We start from the raw sequence: 17,072 nt of genomic DNA on the forward strand, positions 1-17,072 counted from the left end.
GTATAGGGGGACTAATGGCTCTACCGCAGGGGATTACCGGATCGACCGTGCCGCGCCGCCAGCTCGGCCGACACCTGCGCGACCTGCGAAATCGCGCGCGCATGACGACCCGGGTGGCGGCGCAGCGACTGGAATGGTCCGAGGCCAAGATCTGGCGCATCGAAACCGGTCAGACGTCGCTGCGCAGCCTGGATGTCGAGGCCATGTGCCGGATCTACGGCGCGCCGGAGGACGCCATCGAACCGCTCACCGCGCTGGCCCGCGAGACCAAGGCCCGCGGCTGGTGGACCGAGTTCAGCGATGTGATCGACGAGGGCTACGAGGTCTACATCGGGCTCGAGGAAGCCGCCGGAAAGCTGATCAGCTACGAGAACGAGCTGGTTCCCGGGCTGCTGCAGACCGAGCAGTACTACCGCGCGGTGCTGGCGGGGGCCTACCCCGGCATCTCGCCCGAGCAGCTGGACCGCCGCGTCCGGGTGCGGACCGCGCGCCAATCCCTGCTCACCCGTGCCGATTCGCCGCTGCAGCTGGACGTGGTGATCTCCGAGGCCGTGCTGTGGCACCGCGTCGGCGGTGACGAGGTGACCCGCGGCCAGCTCGACCGGCTGCACAAGCTCGGTGAGCTGCCCAATGTCCGGCTGCGCCTGTTGCGCGCCGAGTGCGGCTACCACAACGGCATGGACGCGGGCCGCTTCGTGCTGCTCGAATTCCCCACCGCCGCAGGCGAACCCACCGAACCGCCGGTGGTGTACGTGGAATCGCTGACCGGGTCCTCGTATCTCGACAAGGAGCCCGAGGTGGCCCGCTACCGCGAAGCCTTCGCCTCGGTGAGTTCCATTGCGGTGGACGCGCTTCCGATCATCGAGTCGGTGCGCGCGGCGCTCTAGGGCGCGGGGTCTCTAGCCCAGAGTCTGGGCCAGCACCGCACGGTGCGTGGGCGCGGCCTGCTTGTGCAGTTCGCGCCCTTTTTCCGTCACGCAGACGAAGATCGCGCGGCGATCGTTCGTGCACAGCGTGCGATCCACCAGGCCGTCGCGTTCCAGTCGCGCCACGGTGCGCGAGAGCGCGCTCTGGCTGAGGTAGATGTCATTGGCCAGATCGCTCATCTTGTAGCTGTCGCTGCCGGTTTCGATGAGGCGGTCCAGGGTCTCGAATTCGCTGAGCCCGATGTGGTGGCGGCCCTGCAGTTCCTTCTCCAGGGCGCACGAGGTGGACGCGTGCCGGGCCAGCAGCTCGCGCCACTCACCCACCAGCCCCGACGTCTCGAAAGACGTTGTCACAGGCCGGTCGACGGGCACTGTCGGCTTCGGCATGGGGGTCATCCTAGTCGCTTCGGCAAAATCATGCCACCGCATTAAATGCTTGTGCATTTGATGCGTGTGCATGTACCGTCCTCTCTCGTGACTTCCACCGAGATCCGCCCCGCAGTGAGCGCCGCGGCCGACACCACGCAGTGGACCGCCCGGCTCTGGGGCATGCTCATCACCCTGTGCATCGTGCTGTTCCTCGACGGCCTCGACGTCTCGATGATCGGCGTCGCGTTGCCCTCGATCGGCACCGAACTCGACATCCAAACCTCCACCCTGCAGTGGCTGGTCAGCGGTTATGTGCTCGGCTACGGCGGCCTGCTGCTGCTCGGCGGCCGCACCGCCGACCTGCTGGGCCGTCGCAAGGTCTTCCTGATCGCCCTCGCCGTCTTCGCCCTGGCCTCGCTGGCCGGCGCGCTGGTGAGCTCGCCGGCGCTGCTCATCCTGACCCGCTTCGTGAAGGGCCTGGCCGCCGCGTTCACCGCGCCCACCGGCCTGTCCATCATCACCACGAACTTCCCGGAGGGACCGGCCCGCAACAAGGCGCTGTCCATCTACACCGTCTTCGGCGCGGGCGGTTACTCCATGGGCCTGCTGTTCGGCGGCCTGATGACCGGGCTCGGCTGGCGCTGGACCTTCCTGCTGCCCGTCCCGATCGCGCTCGCCGCCCTGGCCGCCGCCTACGTCCTGGTCCCCAAGGACAAGCCCGCCGAAGAGGGCGGCCACGACCTGCTCGGCGCGCTGCTGTCCACCGCCACCATGCTGCTGCTGGTCTACACCGTCGTCTCCGCGCCCGCCGCGGGCTGGGCCTCGGTCCGCACGATCGGCTCGTTCGTCGCGGTCGCCGTGCTCGCCGCCGCCTTCGTCTACGTCGAGAACAAGGTGCGCTACCCGCTCGTGCGCCTGGGCATCCTGCGCAAGGGCACCTTGGTCCGGGCCAGCCTGGCCATCATCGCGGTCGGCGGCTCGTACTTCAGCTGGCAGTTCATCACCACCCTGTACCTGCAGGACACCCTCGGCTGGTCGCCGCTGAAGCTGGCGCTCGCGCTGCTGCCGGTCGGTCTGCTGGTGGTCGCCTCGGCTTTCGTCTCCGACAAGCTGGTCGACCGCTTCGGCACCGGCCCGATCATCGCGATCACCATGGTGATCATGGGCATCGGCTACCTGCTGTACCTGCGCATCGACACCGCGCCGGACTACCTCACGGTGCTGCTGCCCGCGGTGCTGCTGGTCGGCATCGGCTGGGTCGGCTTCCCGGCCATCAACATTCAGGCCACCAGCGGTATCGACGACGACGAACAGGGCCTGGCGGCCGGTGTGCTGCAGACCGCCATGCAGGTCGGCGCGGCCATCGTGCTCGCGGTGACCACCGCCATCGTCACCTCGTCGGTGCCCAGCCACCCGACCCCGGCCAGCATGCTCGACACCTACCGGCCGGGCCTGCAGTTCGCCGCGGGCGTCGCCATCGTCGGCGCCCTGGTCGCGCTCACCGCCTTCCTGCCGAAGGTCCGGGCTCGCCGGGCGGACCGCGACGCGGAGGTCGAACTGGTCGGCTGACGCTCGTGGTGACTCCGCCCGCAGCTCACACGGGCGGAGTCGTCAAAGAAATCGGGGCGCATCGCATGACGCGATGCGCCCCGATGACGTATTGACCGGCGACGGCTCTCAGCCGTGCGCTGAAGTTCCGGGGAGGCGGGAGAGCTCCGCCAGGCGCGGAGCCGCGGCGTCCTTGTCGGAGCGGACGAAGGTGAGCGGTTCGCCGTTGCGGCCCACGGCCGGCCAGGCGATGGCCAGGTCCGGGTCGAAAGCGTCCAGGTCCCGGTCGAATTCGGGGGAGTACTCGAGCGAGCACAGGTAGTTCACCGTGGAGCCGTCCTCCAACGACAGCAGCGCGTGCCCCAGGCCCTCGGCCAGGAACACCGACTTGCGCTCCACATCGTCGATCACCACCGCGTCCCAGGTCCCGAAGGTCGGGGAGTCGCGGCGCAGGTCGACCACCACGTCCAGGAACGCGCCGCGCACGCAGGTCACGTATTTGGCCTGGCCGGGCGGGGTCTCGGTGTAGTGGATGCCGCGCAGCACGCCCGCCGCCGACGTGGAGATGTTGACCTGCAGCAGATCGAAGGGCCGGCCCGTCGCCTTCTCGAACTCCGAGGCCTTGAACGACTCGTAGAAGACGCCGCGGTCGTCTCCGTGCAGCCGGGGGGTGAACTCCCACGCACCCGGCACCGACAGTTCCCGAATCCGCATGCCTACTCCCAGGTTCGCCCGTGGCCCAGCAGGTCCATCAGGTACTTTCCATAGCCCGAGCGCACCAGGGGTTCGGCCAGCCGGGCGAGTTGATCGTCGTCGATGAAGCCGAGCCGCCAGGCCACTTCTTCCGGCACGCCGATCTTCAGACCCTGGCGTTCCTCGATGGTGCGCACGTAGTTGGCCGCGTCCAGCAGGGAGTCGAAGGTGCCGGTGTCGAGCCAGGCGGTGCCGCGGGCCAGCACCTGCACGTGCAGGCGGCCCTGCTCCAGGTAGGCGCGGTTGACGTCGGTGATCTCGTATTCGCCGCGGTCGGAGGGCTTCAGGTCGCGGGCGATGGCGAGCACGTCGTTGTCGTAGAAGTACAGCCCCGGGATGGCGTAGTTGGAGCGCGGGCGGGCCGGCTTCTCCTCGATGGAAATGGCCCGGCCGTCGGCGAATTCGACCACGCCGTATGCGGTGGGGTCGGAGACCCGGTAGGCGAAGACCGCGCCGCCGTCGAGGTTGTGGAAGGTCTGCAGCTGGGTGCCCAGGCCGGGTCCATGGAAGATGTTGTCGCCCAGCACCAGTGCCGCGCTGTCGTTGCCGATGTGATCGGCGCCGAGGACGAAGGCGCGGGCCAGGCCGTCGGGCTCGGGCTGCACCACATAGGAGATGTTCACCCCGAAGCGGCTGCCGTCGCCGAGCAGCCGGGTGAAGGCGTCCGCGTCCTCGGGGGTGGTGATCACCAGGATGTCCCGGATCCCCGCCAGCATGAGGGTGGACAGGGGGTAGTACACCATCGGTTTGTCGTACACCGGGACCAGCTGTTTGCTCACCCCGCGCGTGATCGGGTGCAACCGCGATCCGGTGCCCCCGGCCAGGATGATTCCGCGCATGTCACGACAGTCTGCCAGTTCTGCCGCGAACCGTGGCGGTCAGGTTCCGACTGGACCTCAGATCGATCACGCCCGTTTACCGGTGGACGAATTCGGCGATAAATGTTGCGTAGGTCACGTTCCCATGGTGTTCTGAAACAACGCTATGTGAGATGTCAGCGCCGACTCTCCGCGCGCCGGGTGCCGAGCCAGCCAATCGGTCCTTCCGGTCGAACGGCTCGGCGCGCCAACAACGAGGTAGGTGCGCGATGGCATTGCCCCATGACGGGACCGCTGCGGCCCGCGACGAAGTCGAGAACCCGGACCGTATCAGCGCCGCCGCGCGCACCCTGACCGCATTCTCCCGTACCGTGATCCGGCCCGCCGGCGACCGCGCGACGGTCACCGTGGGCTCGATGCCGGTCGTCAGCACCGTGATCAACAGCCTCGCCAAACTGCGCCCCAGCCCACGCGGCGTGGAACGGGAGGAAGTGCGGCTCAAGGGCTTCCGCATCGAGATCGTGCGGCCCGCCGGGGCGAGCAAGTCACTGCGCGACGGCGCGGTGCTGTACATGCACGGCGGCGGCTTCTTCCTGTGCGGACTCGACACCCACCGCCCGGTGGTCGCGTCCCTCGCCCGGCGCACCGGACTGCCGGTGGTCAGCGTGGAATACCGGCAGCTGCCCAAGACCGACATCTCCGGATCCGTCGACGACTGCCTCACCGCCTACACATGGCTGCTGGCACACGGGGTTCCGGCCGGCCGGGTGGTGTTCGCGGGCGACTCCGCCGGCGGCTACATGACCTTCGCGACCGCCCTGCGCGCCCGCGATACCGGACTCCCGGTTCCCGCCGGCCTGGTCGGGCTGAGCCCCGCCCTGGACCTGGACTGCACCGAGAAGCGCGCCCACCCCAACTATCACCGCGACGCGCTGATTCCCTTGTCCGCCTTGGAATCCGTGGTGAAGATCGGCGCGGAGGTCGACGGCCGCCTGGATCCCCGGATGTCGCCGGTCAACAATGTGCTCGCGGGCCTGCCGCCCGCCCTGCTCATCGTCGCCGAGGACGAGGTGCTGCGCCGCGACAGCGAGGTGATGGCGCAGCGGATGGCCCAGTCGGGTGTGCCCGCCACGCTGGAGATCTGGCGCGGCCAGGTGCACGCGTTCCCGGCCATCTTCCCCAACATGCCCGAGAGCCGGGCCGCGCTGGCGCACGTCGCGCGGTTCGTCCGCGAACGCGTCGAATCCGGAAGCATCGCCCGCACCGCGTGAATCGGTGATGCGCACATCGTGATTCGATGATGTGGGGCTCGGGGCCGCGGGCCTCGGGTCCCACATCCCCGGACAACGCGAAACCCCCGCCCGGATGATCCGGGCGGGGGTTTCGACGTACAGCGCGCAGCTACTCGGCCGGAGCCGACGTATTACTTGGCCGGAGCCGGGGAGATGTGCGGGCCGTTGATGGTGGTGAAGTACTGGATCGCGGCGGCGATGGCGACCGGCGCGGTGATCAGCAGCTGACCGGCGATGGTGCCCAGGAAGCCGATGGTCGAGGCGCCGACGAGGCAGCCGATGACCGGGCCGGCGCCGAACAGCGCGGCCAGCGGGGCGGAAGCCAGACCGGCGACACCGAAGCCGAGGACGCAGCCGACGGCCGCGGCGCCCAGGCCACCGACCAGGGTCGCCACGGTGGCGCCCAGCGCGATGGTGTCCTTCATGCGGTTCCAGGCGGCCTGCTCACGGTCGTAGTCCGACTTCCAGGGAGCCTGGTCCTCGTACGGCAGGGCGACGTCCTTCACGTTCTGCGGCGTGTAGGTCGCGTGGTCCATGTCGTACTGCGGGGTGAGGGTCGCGGTGTGGTCGGAGATCTCCGCCGCGATCGGGAAGGTGAAGTCGTCCACCTGCAGCTTCAGCGGCATGCCGGCGACGATGTTGCCGTTGGCGGCCTTGATAACGAAGTTGCCGTTCTCGACAGCCATCGAGCCCGCGTCGGTACGGATGATGGTGTTGGTCTCGGAGGTGGTGGCGGTGTAGTTGATCGCACCGGCCTCCTCGGCGGGGGCGGCGTTCACGGTGCCGGCGGTGACGGCCATGGCAGCGGACACCAGCGCCGCGGTGGCGGCGAATTTCCTCATCAGCATTTGTTGAAACCTCATCGAAGAGCTCGGGGGGACAACACGAATCGAAATGGAGGACAGCTAACGAGCGGTGAACCCGTTGTGACCGTTCGTTCAAATTCTGTTCACCAAGTCGATCGCGCGGTTCGTAAGGTAGGGGAAAAGTGCTGCGTAGGAAAGGTTTTCGCGCAGATATACGATTGCCGCAACCGCCCCCTCAGCACGTCCTTGTGACGAAGGTCACACGCGTCTTTGGTGAAGTCGTGACCTTACGAACCCGAATGTCACGGTCGGAGCACCGAATTGCGAAATGTAGACCGAGCGGCCCTCTTTCAATTAAGTGCATTTGTTTCAACGGGATGACCGATTCCGCGCACGCGGGTCGCCCCCCGGGTGTAAGGGATGGCAACTTCCCGGACCCACCGCCGAGGTGCGCCGCGGCCGTCGTAGTGTTTCGGTGTGCGATTGCTCGTAACCGGCGGGGCCGGCTTCATCGGCGCGAACTTCGTTCACCAGACGGTGACGCGGCGCGCGGGTGTCCATGTCACCGTGCTGGACAAACTCACCTATGCGGGCAACCGCGCCTCACTCGACCCGGTCGCGGACCGAATCGAGTTCGTGCACGGCGACATCGCCGATGCCGCGCTGGTGGATCGCCTGGTCGGGGGTGTGGACGCGGTGGTGCATTTCGCCGCCGAATCACACAACGACAATTCGCTGGCCGACCCGTGGCCCTTTGTCCAGACCAATATCGTCGGCACCTATTCGCTGCTCCAGGCCGTGCGCCGTCACCAGGTGCGCTATCACCACATCTCGACCGACGAGGTGTACGGCGACCTGGAACTCGACGATCCGGCGGCATTCGATCAGAACACGCCCTACAACCCGTCGAGTCCCTATTCGGCCACCAAGGCCTCCAGCGACATGCTGGTGCGCGCCTGGGCGCGTTCCTTCGGTGTGCGGGCCACAATCTCCAACTGCTCCAACAACTATGGTCCCTACCAGCATGTGGAGAAGTTCATCCCGCGGCAGATCACCAATCTGATCGACGGCGTCCGGCCCCGGCTCTACGGCGCCGGACATCAGGTGCGGGACTGGATCCACGTGGACGACCACAACAGCGCGGTCTGGGAAATCCTGGAGCGCGGGCGAATCGGCCAGACCTATTTGATCGGCGCCGACGGCGAACGCGACAACAAGTCCGTGGTGGAGCTGATCCTGGAGGCCTTCGGCCGCGCCGCGGACGATTTCGATCACGTCACCGATCGCCCCGGCCACGACCTGCGCTACGCCATCGACGCCTCGCTGCTACGCACCGAGCTGGGCTGGGAACCCGAGTACCGGGACTTCCGCAAGGGCCTGGAAGCCACCATCGACTGGTATCGGGACAACGAATCCTGGTGGCGGCCACAGAAGGCCGCGACCGAATCCGCGTACGCCGACGCGGGCGAAAAGGTGATCTAGACCGGTCCTGACCGACCCGAAACAGCAACGCCGGGGCAATTCGCCCCGGCGTTGATCGTTGCAGGTCACGGATGTTTCGGGTCAGCCCCAGACCAGAGTGGAGTACTTCACCACGGCCGCGATCAGCGCCACCGACGTCGCCGTCACCACGGTGAACGCCGCCGCCCGCGCCGGCACCCGGCCCGCCGCGTCGGCGAGCCGCAAGGGCACCCAGCGCAACAGCACCGCCAGGCCCAGCACCGCGAGCGGCACGAAGTAGCGGCCCTGCACGCCGTCGATGATGAAGTAGCCGACCGGCGTGAAGGACATGTACAGCGTCACGTAGATCATGGCCACGCTGGCCGCGATGGTCAGCAGCACCAGCCAGGTCCGCTTGCGGTCCGCGCCGGTCGGCGAGAAGCGCTCGGCCGCACCGAGGCTCATACCGAAGGCCAGCAGCGCCGCCAGGATGGTGAGGGCGGGCACCTCCACGTAGGAGAAGCCGAGCTCACCGAAGAACTGGGTGAACCAGTGCTGGTCGCGGCGGGCGATGCTGTCGCCGAAGATCCGCAGGAAGTGGAACGGATCGCTGAGGATGCCGTGCAGCTGATCGCCGGGGCGCACCGTGCCCCACTGCTTCTCGGGCCGCATCAGGCTCATGCCGTCACCGGTCGGGGCCGCGATCTTCATCCAGCCCGCGAAGGACACCGCGCCGAGCCCGGCGGCCGCCCACGGCAGCACCCGCTGCCACACCGCGACCCGCTCATCCGCTCCGTCCTGGACAACTCGGCCGAAACCGAAGCGGCGGGCCGGGATCAGCACGGTGAGCATGGCGATCAGCACGTAGGTCGGCTTGCAGACCGGCAGCAGCACGGTGGTGGCCAGCGCGGCCACCGTCTCCGGCTTGCTCAGTCGCTCACCGAGGAACAGCGCCTTCACCACCAGCGCCGACACCAGCATGGCGAGCGCGTTGGTGACGGTGTCCGCGGTGACGGTCCCCGCCTGGAACAGCGCGATGGGCAGCACCGCGACGGTGAAGGCCAGCCACTGCACCCGGTGCCCGCGCAGCACCCGCAGCGCGAATCCCACGATCAGCAGGTAGGCGAGCAGTCCGGCCCAGCGGGTGGCCAGCACCATGCCGCCGACGTTCAGGTCGAGGGCCTCGGCGATCCGGATCCCGGCCGCGGGCGGCAGGTACGGGATCGGGGAGTAGGCCGCGGTATTGGTGAACCACACCGGGGTGGTGTCGGCCGAGACAGCGGCCGAGCCGAGCTGGTCATAGACGTGCGGGTCCAGGACCATGGGGTCCGGCTCGTCCGGGTTGTCCTGGTAGTCGGTGAAGGCGTAGCTCATCAGCGCGTCGATGCTGACCGGCACGTCGCCGCCCCAGGCCGGGCCGCGGTCGTCGTGGATCTTCTGCGGCAGGAGCCCGCCGTGCGCGATCTGATAGGCGCGGCCGAACTGGGTGATCTCGTCGTGGCCCCAGAACGGGGGCGTGAGCACCGACCACACCGCGCCGAAGACGCCCGCGATGAGCACGAAAGCCACGGCGGCCGAACCGAATCGGCGTTCGACGCCGATCGCGGCGCGACGCAGCCCGGCGGTCTTCGACTCGGGCCGCGCGGCCGTGGCCTCGGGTTCGGCCGGGATCTTCTCGGGTGCCGCGATGGTGGTGCTCTCCGTCATCGAACCGAACCGCCGGAGTGGCCGCCGGGTTCGGACTCGCCGACCGCGGCGTACCGCAGGTACATCAGGCGCGCCGCCTCGTGCCGGGAGCGGCGGATGCCGTCCAGGATCAGGCCGGCGGTCCAGGCCAGGCTGCCGAGCAGCAGCAGGGTGAAACCGAGGAACAGGGTCGGGAAGCGCGGGACCTGGTGGGTCTCGTAGAACTCGATCACTATCGGCGTGATGAGCACCAGCGAGACCAGCCAGGACAGCGTGCCGAACAGGCCGTAGAAGGCGACCGGCCGCTCGTGCCGGGCCAGGCCGACGATCAGGCGCAGGATCTTGAAGCCGTCGCTGTAGGTGCGCAGCTTGGATTCGCTGCCCGCGGGCCGGTCCCGGAAGCCGACCGGCACGGCGGTCTGCGGGACGCCCAGGTGCTGCGAGTGCACGGTCAGTTCGGTCTCGATCTCGAACTCGCGCGACACCGCGGGGAACGACTTCACGAAGCGGCGGGAGAAGACCCGGTAGCCGCTGAGCATGTCCTCGACGTTCTCGCCGAACACCTTGCCGACCACGCCGTTGAGCACCTTGTTGCCGGTCTCGTGCCCGGCCCGGTACGCCGACCCGGCCTCGACCTCGCGGCGTACGCCCAGCACGTGGTCGTAGGGGCCCGCGAGCAGGGTGCGGATCATCTCCGGCGCGGCGGCGGCGTCGTAGGTGTCGTCGCCGTCGACCATCAGGTAGACATCGGCCTCGATATCGGCGAAAGCGCGGCGCACCACATTGCCCTTGCCCTTGCGGTTCTCGGTGCGCACGATCGCCCCGGCCGCGCGCGCCTTATCGGCCGTGGCGTCGGTGCTCAGGTTGTCGTAGACGTAGACGACTATGCCCGGGACGGCGGCCTGCAGGTCGGTGACGACCTTCGCGACGGCGGCCTCTTCGTTGTGACACGGCACGATGGCGGCTATACGAAGCTCGGTGGAGTCCACCCGGTCAATCCTCTGATCGGAGGCGAATATGAACACCGGGGAGGGTACCCGACCGTCACAGATATATGGGTGCTGCGGGGTTGGGGTACCGTCGGCCGGTGTCTGCGAACGAGTCCACGGCGGTCAGCGTGTCGTCGCCGAATGCTTCCCTGACCGGGAAGGTCCGGGCCCTGCTGCAGCGCGGCGGAGCCTTCCTGGTGGTCGGCGCGATCGGCTTCGTGGTCGACGCGGGCACCTACAACCTGCTGGTCTTCCTGGGCGATGAGGGGCCGTTGTTCCGCCTCCCGCTGGTCGCCAAGATCATCGCGATCGGGGTGGCCACGGTGGTCACCTATTTCGGCAACAAGTGGTGGACCTACTCCGATCACGACGGCGATACCGGGGCCCGGCACATCCTGACCTATGCCGCGCTGAATGTGATGGCCATCGGACTGCAATTGGGCTGTCTCGGCTTCTCCCGCTACGTGCTGGGACTGGACAGTCCATTGGCGGACAACGTTTCCGGCACGCTGATCGGTCAGGCCGTCGCCATGGGCTTCCGATTCTGGGCCTACGGGAAATTCGTCTTCACCAATCCGGCCTCGGGAACGAATAAGGCCTGACACTGATATTGTCGGGCCGCCGAGCGTGACAGTGGCGGTGCGACCACGTCGGATGAGCCGGTGTCTAAGTATTCAAAGGATGTCGAGGGATTCATGGATGCGTCGGCTGGGCAGGCCGTGACCGAAACCGAGGATCGGAAGGAGACCGGGGAGGCCCCCGTCTCCCTGCGCGCGGAACACGCCGCGCCGGATCGGCTGGTGCTGGCCCGCGGGATCTTCACCGGTCCCGCCACCAAGATCAGCGACGACCTGTACGCGGTGGCCAAGGGCAAGGTCACCCGGGAACGGCGGACCCTGCGCCTGGAGAAGGGCGCGTCGGTCAACACCAATACCTATTTCGGGCGCTTCGCCGCCGCCTACTGGCAGCGCTGGACCACGGTCACCGAGGTCGAGGTGGGCCTGACCCTCGAGGTGACCGGCAAGGTGCGGGTGCGGCTGGCCGCCTCCGACATCGCCGGACACCGCCGGGTGGTGGACACCGCCGTGGTCGAGGAGACCGGCCGGGTGACGCTGCTCGCCCCGCTGGACATGTACGTCGACGGCGGCGCGATCTGGCTGGAGATCGAGGCGCTCGGCGGTGAGGCCGTGATCACCGATCTGGAGTGGACCGCGGCCGCGCCCGAGCGGGTGCGCCCGGTGGCCATCGCCATCTGCACCTTCAACCGGGCCCAGGACTGCGCGAATACCGTTGCGGCACTGGCCTCCGACGCGACCGTGCTGTCGCTCATCGACGCCGTGTACGTGGTCGACCAGGGCACCGACCTGGTGCAGGACCAGGCGCTGTTCACCGAGACCCAGCCCAAGTTCGGCGACAAGCTGCGCTACATCCGGCAGCCCAACCTCGGCGGCGCGGGCGGGTTCACCCGCGGCCTCTACGAGGTGTCGGGCGCCAACGAGCACGCCGACGTCATCCTCATGGACGACGACATCCTGTGCGAGCCGGAAACGGTGTTGCGGCTCAACGCCTTCGCCAATCTGACCGTGGAACCCACCCTGGTGGGCGCGCAGATGCTGTTCCTGTTCAACCCCGACTTCCTCAATGTCGGTGCGGAAGAGACGAATCTGGGCAAGCTGCGCCACGGCCAGAAGGTGGCCAAGGCGCTGCGCAACACCTCCATGCTGAAGAAGCACCAGGAACGCCGCGTCGACGCCGGCTACCAGGCCTGGTGGACCTGCCTGATCCCGGCCGAGGTGGTCAAGAAGATCGGGCTGCCGGTGCCGATCTTCTTCCAGTGGGACGACGTGGAATACGGTCTGCGCGCGCGGGAGAACGGTTTCGTCACCGTCACGCTGCCCAATGCCGCCGTGTGGCACGCCGACTTCTACTGGAAGGACTTCGACGACTGGGCGCGCTACTTCTCCTCGCGCAACTCGCTCATCGTGTCCTCCCTGCACCACGACCTGGACGGCAAGGCGATCACCCGCCAGCTGTTCCGTGAGATCGCCGAGTACCTGGTCGGCATGCAGTACGGCCTGGCGCACACCACCCTGCAGGGCATCGAGGACTACCTGAAGGGCCCGGAGACGCTGCGCGACGGCGGCATCGAGGCGCTGGCCAAGGCCCGCGGCTCCCGCTCCGACTACCCGGAGACCGCCAAGCATCCCGCGGCCACCTCCCCGGTTCCCAACGCCCACCTGCACGTCCGCCGTGCGGGCGGCGAGCCCAGCCACCCGCTGCTGGTGCTCTACAAGCGCGCGCTCAACCAGTGGACCGGCCGCGTCATCCCGGGCCCCGTCGCGGTCACCCGCGAGGACGCCCACTGGTGGCACGTCGGCCTGTTCAACCACGTGGTCGTCACCGATGCCTCGCAGTCTGGTGTCCGAGTTCGCGTGCGCGACAAGGAAACCGCCCGCCGTCTGCTGATCCGCACCTACCGGGTGCTGCGTCAGCTCCGCAAGGAGCTGCCGGACCTGCAGCGCCGCTGGCGGGGTTCGATGCCGGAGCTGACCAGTCGAGAGAACTGGGAACGCCTCTACGGAATCGACAAGACTGCTTGATATTCGGCTGAGCATGGCCCGGGACATCCTGTCCCGGGCCATGTTTCATTTCCGCGACGGGTATTCCGCCTGTCCGCCGATCCGGCTCGCCGAGTCAGGGCGCGGTGAGCAGTGTGCGGGCGGCGGCGGCGAGGTCGGCTTCCAGCCACTCCGGGAGTTCGGGGTCGTGGGCGTGGCGGCGCAGCGCGGCGTAGGGGAGGTCCACGACCGCGCGGCTGACGGCGTCGATCTCGCGGGGCCCGGCGCTGCCGTAGAGGCCGTTCGCGATGCGATCGAGCTGCGCGAACAGGGGTTCGTTCATCCGGGCCAGGCGATCGCGGAACTCGGTGTCGGGCGCGCCGTCGAGCAGGTCGCGCGGCCGCAGGTTGAGCAGCAGTTTGGCGTCGTCGGGGCAGTCCCGGCCGAAGCCCACCGCGGCGGAGGTCATGCCGACCGCCGCCGCGAGCGGATCCGCCGCAGCGGCGGCGGCCAGCACCCGGGACTGGAACCGGTCCAGCGCCCGGATCCAGGCCTCGGTGAGCACGCCGTTGCGGTTGCCGAACCGGTGGTAGAGCGTGCCCACGGGTGCGCCGCTGGCCTCGGCGATGGCGGCGACGCTCGCCGCGCGGGGGCCGTCGCGCAGCACCAGTGCGCGCGCTGCGTCGAGGATCACGTCGGTGTCGTGCTTGCGGGGAGGCGCCATGAACTAGTACGTTCCTTCTATATGGAGCGTTTGCCCTATATCGATGAGCATTCCAGGGTAATCAATGCCGATCGCGCCGGCACGTGGACCGCACTACTGCGCACGACCTGCGAAAACCCTGACGATCTCAACACACTGCCCCGTGGTTTCGTGCTCGACGAGGCCGATCCGCCGCACCGATTGGCCGCCAAGGGCCGGCACTGGTTCTCCCGCTACCGCCTGACCTTCGTCCTCGACGAGGTCGACCCCACCCACACCCGTCTCACCGCGATCAGCCATGCCGCCTTCCCCGGCATCCACGGCCGGATCTATCGGGCTCTGGTCATCGGCACCCGGATGCATCGCCTGGTGGTCCGCGACATGCTGCGCCGGATCTCGGTCGCCGCGGGGCGGCCCGCATGAGTCTCCCCGGGCAGCGGTGGGGCGCCACCGACGCCGAGCTGTCCGCACGCATGCCTTGTGACGCGGAGCTTTCCGGCTCCGTGGTGATCTGCGATCGGGCCGTTCCGGTGGACGCGCCCGCACCGTTGGTCTTCGCCTGGCTCTGTCAGCTGCGCGCGGCCCCGTACAGCTACGACCTGCTCGACAACTTCGGCCACCGCAGCCCCCGGCTGCGCGATCCGGAACTCACCGAACTCGCGCTCGGTCAGCGTTTCATGTCGCTCTTCGAACTGACCGACTTCACGCCTGACGAGCAGATCACGTTGCGGGCCAAGGGCGTAGCGGTCACCTATGCGGTGCGCCCCGAGGCCGGTGCGGGCAGTCGCCTGCACGCGCGCGTTCGATTCCGGGGTCCCGCCTGGCCGCTGGCGCTACCGGTCTTCGGCGATTTCCTGATGATGCGCAAGCAATTGCTCACCCTGAAGGCACTCGCCGAGCGCGAGGCCGTCGCGCCCGGCTGAGATCAGAGGAACAGGTCGGTGGTGAGGGGGCCGTCGCCCGGAGTGACGCGGTACTTGTCCAGGTCGGTGATGCCGTGTGCCGCAAGGACTTCGTCGTCGATGAAGAAGTTTCCCGTGGTGTCCTTGGCGGGGGAGGTGAGGACCAGGTAGGCGGCGTCGGCGTAGATGTCGGGGGTGCGGGAGGTGGAGACCATCTCCTCGCCGCCGAGCAGGTTCTTGACGGCCGCGGTGGCGATGGTGGTGCGCGGCCACAGGGAGTTCACGCCGATGCCGTACTTGCGCAGCTCCTCGCTCAAACCCAGTGTGGTGAGCGACATTCCGTACTTGGCGATGGTGTAGCCGAGGGCCATGCCCGCCCACTTGGGGTCCAGGTTCAGGGGTGGGGACAGCGTCAGGATGTGCGGATTGCGCCCGGCCTGGGCGGAATCCTTCAGCGCCGGGATGCTGAGTTTGGAGAGCAGGAAGCTGCCGCGGCAGTTGATGTCCTGCATGAGGTCGTACTTCTTCATGGGCAGGAACTCGGTGGGGGAGATGTCGATGGCCGAGGCGTTGTTCACCACCATGTCGATGCCGCCGAACCGCTCCTGCGTCTGCCGTACCGCGTCCGCGACGGCCTCGTCATCGCGCACGTCGCCGAGGTATTTGAGGACGGTGCCGCCCGCGGTCTCCAGTTCGGCGGCCGCGGTGTGAATGGTGCCGGGCAGTTTCGGATGCGGCACATCGGTTTTCGCGATGAGGGTGATGTTCGCGCCGTCCGCGGCTGCCCGCTTGGCGATCTCGAGCCCGATTCCGCGACTGCCACCCGACATGATCATGGTCCGACCCGCCAGCGGCTTCTGTGCTCCGGTCATGGATCCACTCCTCTTCTGCTGTTGTCGCCCTGAATCCGATCATCCGCGCCTCACCGGGCCGGCGGGCCGGAACTCTCGCATCTCGGGCAGTAGTGCTGGCACTACCGAGCACCCGGCCGCCGACACGACCGCGATCCGGGTGCTCGGGGCATGGGCCGCACCCGTACGCGTCTTTACCCTCGAAAGGGCCGGAAAACCCGGCCTGAACAGGAGGAATGTCTTCCATGAGCGGATTGCGGCGGCCACGCGGGCGGGCTCTGCTGGCCGGTGTCGGGGTCCTGGCCGTCCTCGCGGCCCAGGCGTGCGGCACCGACCCCGGGAGCGGCGAACCCGCTCGCAAGGAGATCTACCGCACCATCACCCACGCCCTCGACGGCGTGGTCCGCGGCGGCTTCCCGGGCGCGCAGGTCGTGTTCGACGGACCGGACGGTCATCACGTGCTCACCGCGGGCGTGGGTGACCTGGGCACCGGCGCACCGATCCCCGAGGATGCGCGGGTGCGGATCGGCAGCAACACCAAGACCTTCGTCGCCACCGTGGTGCTGCAGCTGGTCGGCGAGGGCACGGTCGAACTGGACGCTCCGATAGAGCGCTATCTACCGGGCGTGGTACGAGGCAACGGCAATGACGGCAACCGCGTGACGGTCCGGCAGTTGCTGCAGCACACCAGCGGCCTGCCCGAGTATCTGGCGGGCCGCGACCCCGCCGCGCCCGGGTCCGGGCAATTGACCGCCGATTCCGATCAACTCCGCCGGTCCCACTACGAACCGGCGGACCTGGTCCGCATCGCCATGGCCATGCCACCGCAATTCGAGCCCGGCGCGCGCTCGGTCTACACGAACACCAACTACATCCTGCTCGGCATGTTGATCCAGCAGGTCACCGGCCGCCCGGCCGCCGCCGAGGTCGAGCGCCGCATCCTGGAGCCGCTGGGCCTGCGCGACACCTACTTCCCGGACTCGCGCGAGACCGGGATCCGGGGACCGCATCCGCGCGGATACCATGAAATCGACGGCCGCCGAGAGGACTTCACCGAGCTGGACCCGTCCTGGGCCGACACCGCGGGCGCGATGATCGCCACGCCCGCCGACCTGAACCGCTTCTTCACCGCCCTGCTCGCCGGGAAACTGCTGCCCGCCGCCCAATTGGCGGAAATGAAGCGGACCGTCCCCTGGGATCGGGGCGAACCCGGTTCCGGCTACGGGCTCGGACTGATCCACCATGCGAGCTCGTGCGGCAAGGAGGTGTGGGGTCACGGCGGCAGCATTCCCGGCTTCGGCACCCACACCGGCGTGGCCGCCGACGGCACCGCCGTGGTGGTCACCGTCAATCAGCTCCTGGCCGACCGGGCCGCTTCCGAGGTCGTGACCAAGGTCTTCGACTCCGCCTTCTGCTCATGAGAGGAACCTC

General features: G+C 68.3%; 17 protein-coding genes. 9 read left to right on the top strand and 8 right to left on the bottom strand.

Features of this window, described 5'->3' with window-relative positions:
• The first annotated feature begins 14 nt into the window (after positions 1–14).
• Complete coding sequence (locus ACQPYY_RS00690; RefSeq protein ID WP_357275186.1) at positions 15–887, top strand: helix-turn-helix domain-containing protein; 873 nt, start codon at positions 15–17, stop codon at positions 885–887.
• A 12-nt stretch (positions 888–899) separates the two neighbouring features.
• On the opposite strand, the gene ACQPYY_RS00695 is transcribed toward ACQPYY_RS00690, so the two are convergent.
• Positions 900–1,313: a MarR family transcriptional regulator gene (locus tag ACQPYY_RS00695; protein ID WP_357275189.1), complete on the bottom strand. Its 414-nt coding sequence runs from the start codon at positions 1,311–1,313 to the stop codon at positions 900–902.
• A 60-nt stretch (positions 1,314–1,373) separates the two neighbouring features.
• On the opposite strand from ACQPYY_RS00695, the gene ACQPYY_RS00700 reads away from it, so the two are divergent.
• Positions 1,374–2,864, top strand: a complete 1,491-nt coding sequence (locus ACQPYY_RS00700) for an MFS transporter (protein WP_379103243.1) — start codon at positions 1,374–1,376, stop codon at positions 2,862–2,864.
• A gap of 108 nt (positions 2,865–2,972) precedes the next feature.
• Here the strand turns inward: ACQPYY_RS00700 and ACQPYY_RS00705 are convergent, their stop codons facing one another.
• A complete protein-coding gene (locus ACQPYY_RS00705; protein ID WP_379103245.1) occupies positions 2,973–3,557 on the bottom strand; it encodes a dTDP-4-dehydrorhamnose 3,5-epimerase family protein in 585 nt (194 codons plus the stop codon).
• 2 nt (positions 3,558–3,559) lie between these two features.
• Positions 3,560–4,435, bottom strand: coding sequence for a glucose-1-phosphate thymidylyltransferase RfbA (gene rfbA, locus ACQPYY_RS00710; RefSeq protein ID WP_357275195.1), 876 nt, complete (start codon positions 4,433–4,435; stop codon positions 3,560–3,562).
• A gap of 248 nt (positions 4,436–4,683) precedes the next feature.
• Between rfbA and ACQPYY_RS00715 the strand changes: the two genes are divergently transcribed.
• Positions 4,684–5,685 carry an alpha/beta hydrolase gene (locus tag ACQPYY_RS00715; protein WP_379103247.1) on the top strand — a complete coding sequence of 334 codons (1,002 nt, stop codon included), beginning with the start codon at positions 4,684–4,686 and terminating at the stop codon, positions 5,683–5,685.
• A gap of 152 nt (positions 5,686–5,837) precedes the next feature.
• Here the strand turns inward: ACQPYY_RS00715 and ACQPYY_RS00720 are convergent, their stop codons facing one another.
• Positions 5,838–6,554: a hypothetical protein gene (locus ACQPYY_RS00720; protein ID WP_357275200.1), complete on the bottom strand. Its 717-nt coding sequence runs from the start codon at positions 6,552–6,554 to the stop codon at positions 5,838–5,840.
• Between the two features lie 435 nt (positions 6,555–6,989).
• Here ACQPYY_RS00720 and rfbB point away from each other — a divergent pair, with 435 nt between their 5' ends.
• The gene (gene rfbB / locus ACQPYY_RS00725; RefSeq protein WP_433592419.1) at positions 6,990–7,994 is read left to right on the top strand and encodes a dTDP-glucose 4,6-dehydratase; all 1,005 of its coding nucleotides are present in this window, start codon (positions 6,990–6,992) and stop codon (positions 7,992–7,994) included.
• An 81-nt stretch (positions 7,995–8,075) separates the two neighbouring features.
• Here the strand turns inward: rfbB and ACQPYY_RS00730 are convergent, their stop codons facing one another.
• Entirely contained in the window at positions 8,076–9,659 is a 1,584-nt protein-coding gene (locus ACQPYY_RS00730) for a DUF2142 domain-containing protein (protein ID WP_433592420.1), read from the bottom strand.
• Positions 9,656–10,627: a glycosyltransferase gene (locus ACQPYY_RS00735; protein ID WP_379103254.1), complete on the bottom strand. Its 972-nt coding sequence runs from the start codon at positions 10,625–10,627 to the stop codon at positions 9,656–9,658. Before ACQPYY_RS00735 ends, ACQPYY_RS00730 begins: the two co-directional genes overlap by 4 nt.
• Before the next feature lie 98 nt (positions 10,628–10,725).
• Between ACQPYY_RS00735 and ACQPYY_RS00740 the strand changes: the two genes are divergently transcribed.
• Both ACQPYY_RS00740 and ACQPYY_RS00745 read left to right on the top strand, forming a co-directional pair.
• The gene (locus ACQPYY_RS00740; protein WP_433592421.1) at positions 10,726–11,229 is read left to right on the top strand and encodes a GtrA family protein; all 504 of its coding nucleotides are present in this window, start codon (positions 10,726–10,728) and stop codon (positions 11,227–11,229) included.
• Positions 11,230–11,322: 93 nt separating this feature from the next.
• On the top strand, positions 11,323–13,227 hold the full coding sequence (locus ACQPYY_RS00745) for a glycosyltransferase (RefSeq protein WP_433592422.1): 1,905 nt from the start codon (positions 11,323–11,325) through the stop codon (positions 13,225–13,227).
• Positions 13,228–13,321: 94 nt separating this feature from the next.
• Here the strand turns inward: ACQPYY_RS00745 and ACQPYY_RS00750 are convergent, their stop codons facing one another.
• Positions 13,322–13,909 (bottom strand): TetR/AcrR family transcriptional regulator, encoded by a 588-nt coding sequence (locus tag ACQPYY_RS00750; protein WP_433592423.1) that lies wholly within the window; start codon positions 13,907–13,909, stop codon positions 13,322–13,324.
• A 21-nt stretch (positions 13,910–13,930) separates the two neighbouring features.
• Here ACQPYY_RS00750 and ACQPYY_RS00755 point away from each other — a divergent pair, with 21 nt between their 5' ends.
• Positions 13,931–14,311 carry a hypothetical protein gene (locus tag ACQPYY_RS00755; protein WP_433592424.1) on the top strand — a complete coding sequence of 127 codons (381 nt, stop codon included), beginning with the start codon at positions 13,931–13,933 and terminating at the stop codon, positions 14,309–14,311.
• The gene (locus ACQPYY_RS00760; RefSeq protein WP_433592425.1) at positions 14,308–14,811 is read left to right on the top strand and encodes a hypothetical protein; all 504 of its coding nucleotides are present in this window, start codon (positions 14,308–14,310) and stop codon (positions 14,809–14,811) included. The genes ACQPYY_RS00755 and ACQPYY_RS00760 overlap by 4 nt, the downstream gene beginning before the upstream one ends.
• Positions 14,812–14,813: 2 nt before the next feature.
• On the opposite strand, the gene ACQPYY_RS00765 is transcribed toward ACQPYY_RS00760, so the two are convergent.
• Positions 14,814–15,662, bottom strand: a complete 849-nt coding sequence (locus ACQPYY_RS00765; protein ID WP_433592426.1) for an SDR family oxidoreductase — start codon at positions 15,660–15,662, stop codon at positions 14,814–14,816.
• A 224-nt stretch (positions 15,663–15,886) separates the two neighbouring features.
• On the opposite strand from ACQPYY_RS00765, the gene ACQPYY_RS00770 reads away from it, so the two are divergent.
• Positions 15,887–17,062, top strand: coding sequence for a serine hydrolase domain-containing protein (locus ACQPYY_RS00770; RefSeq protein WP_433592427.1), 1,176 nt, complete (start codon positions 15,887–15,889; stop codon positions 17,060–17,062).
• The last annotated feature ends 10 nt before the right edge of the window (positions 17,063–17,072 follow it).

The sequence above is a fragment of the Nocardia sp. CA-145437 genome (assembly GCF_050956485.1).
In the GTDB taxonomy this organism is placed as follows: Bacteria; Actinomycetota; Actinomycetes; order Mycobacteriales; family Mycobacteriaceae; genus Nocardia.

Coding starts and splice junctions, on each gene's coding strand:
- ACQPYY_RS00720 (WP_357275200.1), bottom strand. CDS start 6,554: ATGCTGATGAGGAAATTCGCCGCCACCGCGGCGCTGGTGTCCGCTGCC.
- ACQPYY_RS00765 (WP_433592426.1), bottom strand. CDS start 15,662: ATGACCGGAGCACAGAAGCCGCTGGCGGGTCGGACCATGATCATGTCG.
- ACQPYY_RS00690 (WP_357275186.1), top strand. CDS start 15: ATGGCTCTACCGCAGGGGATTACCGGATCGACCGTGCCGCGCCGCCAG.
- ACQPYY_RS00715 (WP_379103247.1), top strand. CDS start 4,684: ATGGCATTGCCCCATGACGGGACCGCTGCGGCCCGCGACGAAGTCGAG.
- rfbA (WP_357275195.1), bottom strand. CDS start 4,435: ATGCGCGGAATCATCCTGGCCGGGGGCACCGGATCGCGGTTGCACCCG.
- ACQPYY_RS00770 (WP_433592427.1), top strand. CDS start 15,887: ATGAGCGGATTGCGGCGGCCACGCGGGCGGGCTCTGCTGGCCGGTGTC.
- ACQPYY_RS00705 (WP_379103245.1), bottom strand. CDS start 3,557: ATGCGGATTCGGGAACTGTCGGTGCCGGGTGCGTGGGAGTTCACCCCC.
- ACQPYY_RS00700 (WP_379103243.1), top strand. CDS start 1,374: ATGCGTGTGCATGTACCGTCCTCTCTCGTGACTTCCACCGAGATCCGC.
- ACQPYY_RS00760 (WP_433592425.1), top strand. CDS start 14,308: ATGAGTCTCCCCGGGCAGCGGTGGGGCGCCACCGACGCCGAGCTGTCC.
- ACQPYY_RS00695 (WP_357275189.1), bottom strand. CDS start 1,313: ATGCCGAAGCCGACAGTGCCCGTCGACCGGCCTGTGACAACGTCTTTC.
- ACQPYY_RS00745 (WP_433592422.1), top strand. CDS start 11,323: ATGGATGCGTCGGCTGGGCAGGCCGTGACCGAAACCGAGGATCGGAAG.
- ACQPYY_RS00730 (WP_433592420.1), bottom strand. CDS start 9,659: ATGACGGAGAGCACCACCATCGCGGCACCCGAGAAGATCCCGGCCGAA.
- ACQPYY_RS00750 (WP_433592423.1), bottom strand. CDS start 13,909: ATGGCGCCTCCCCGCAAGCACGACACCGACGTGATCCTCGACGCAGCG.
- ACQPYY_RS00755 (WP_433592424.1), top strand. CDS start 13,931: ATGGAGCGTTTGCCCTATATCGATGAGCATTCCAGGGTAATCAATGCC.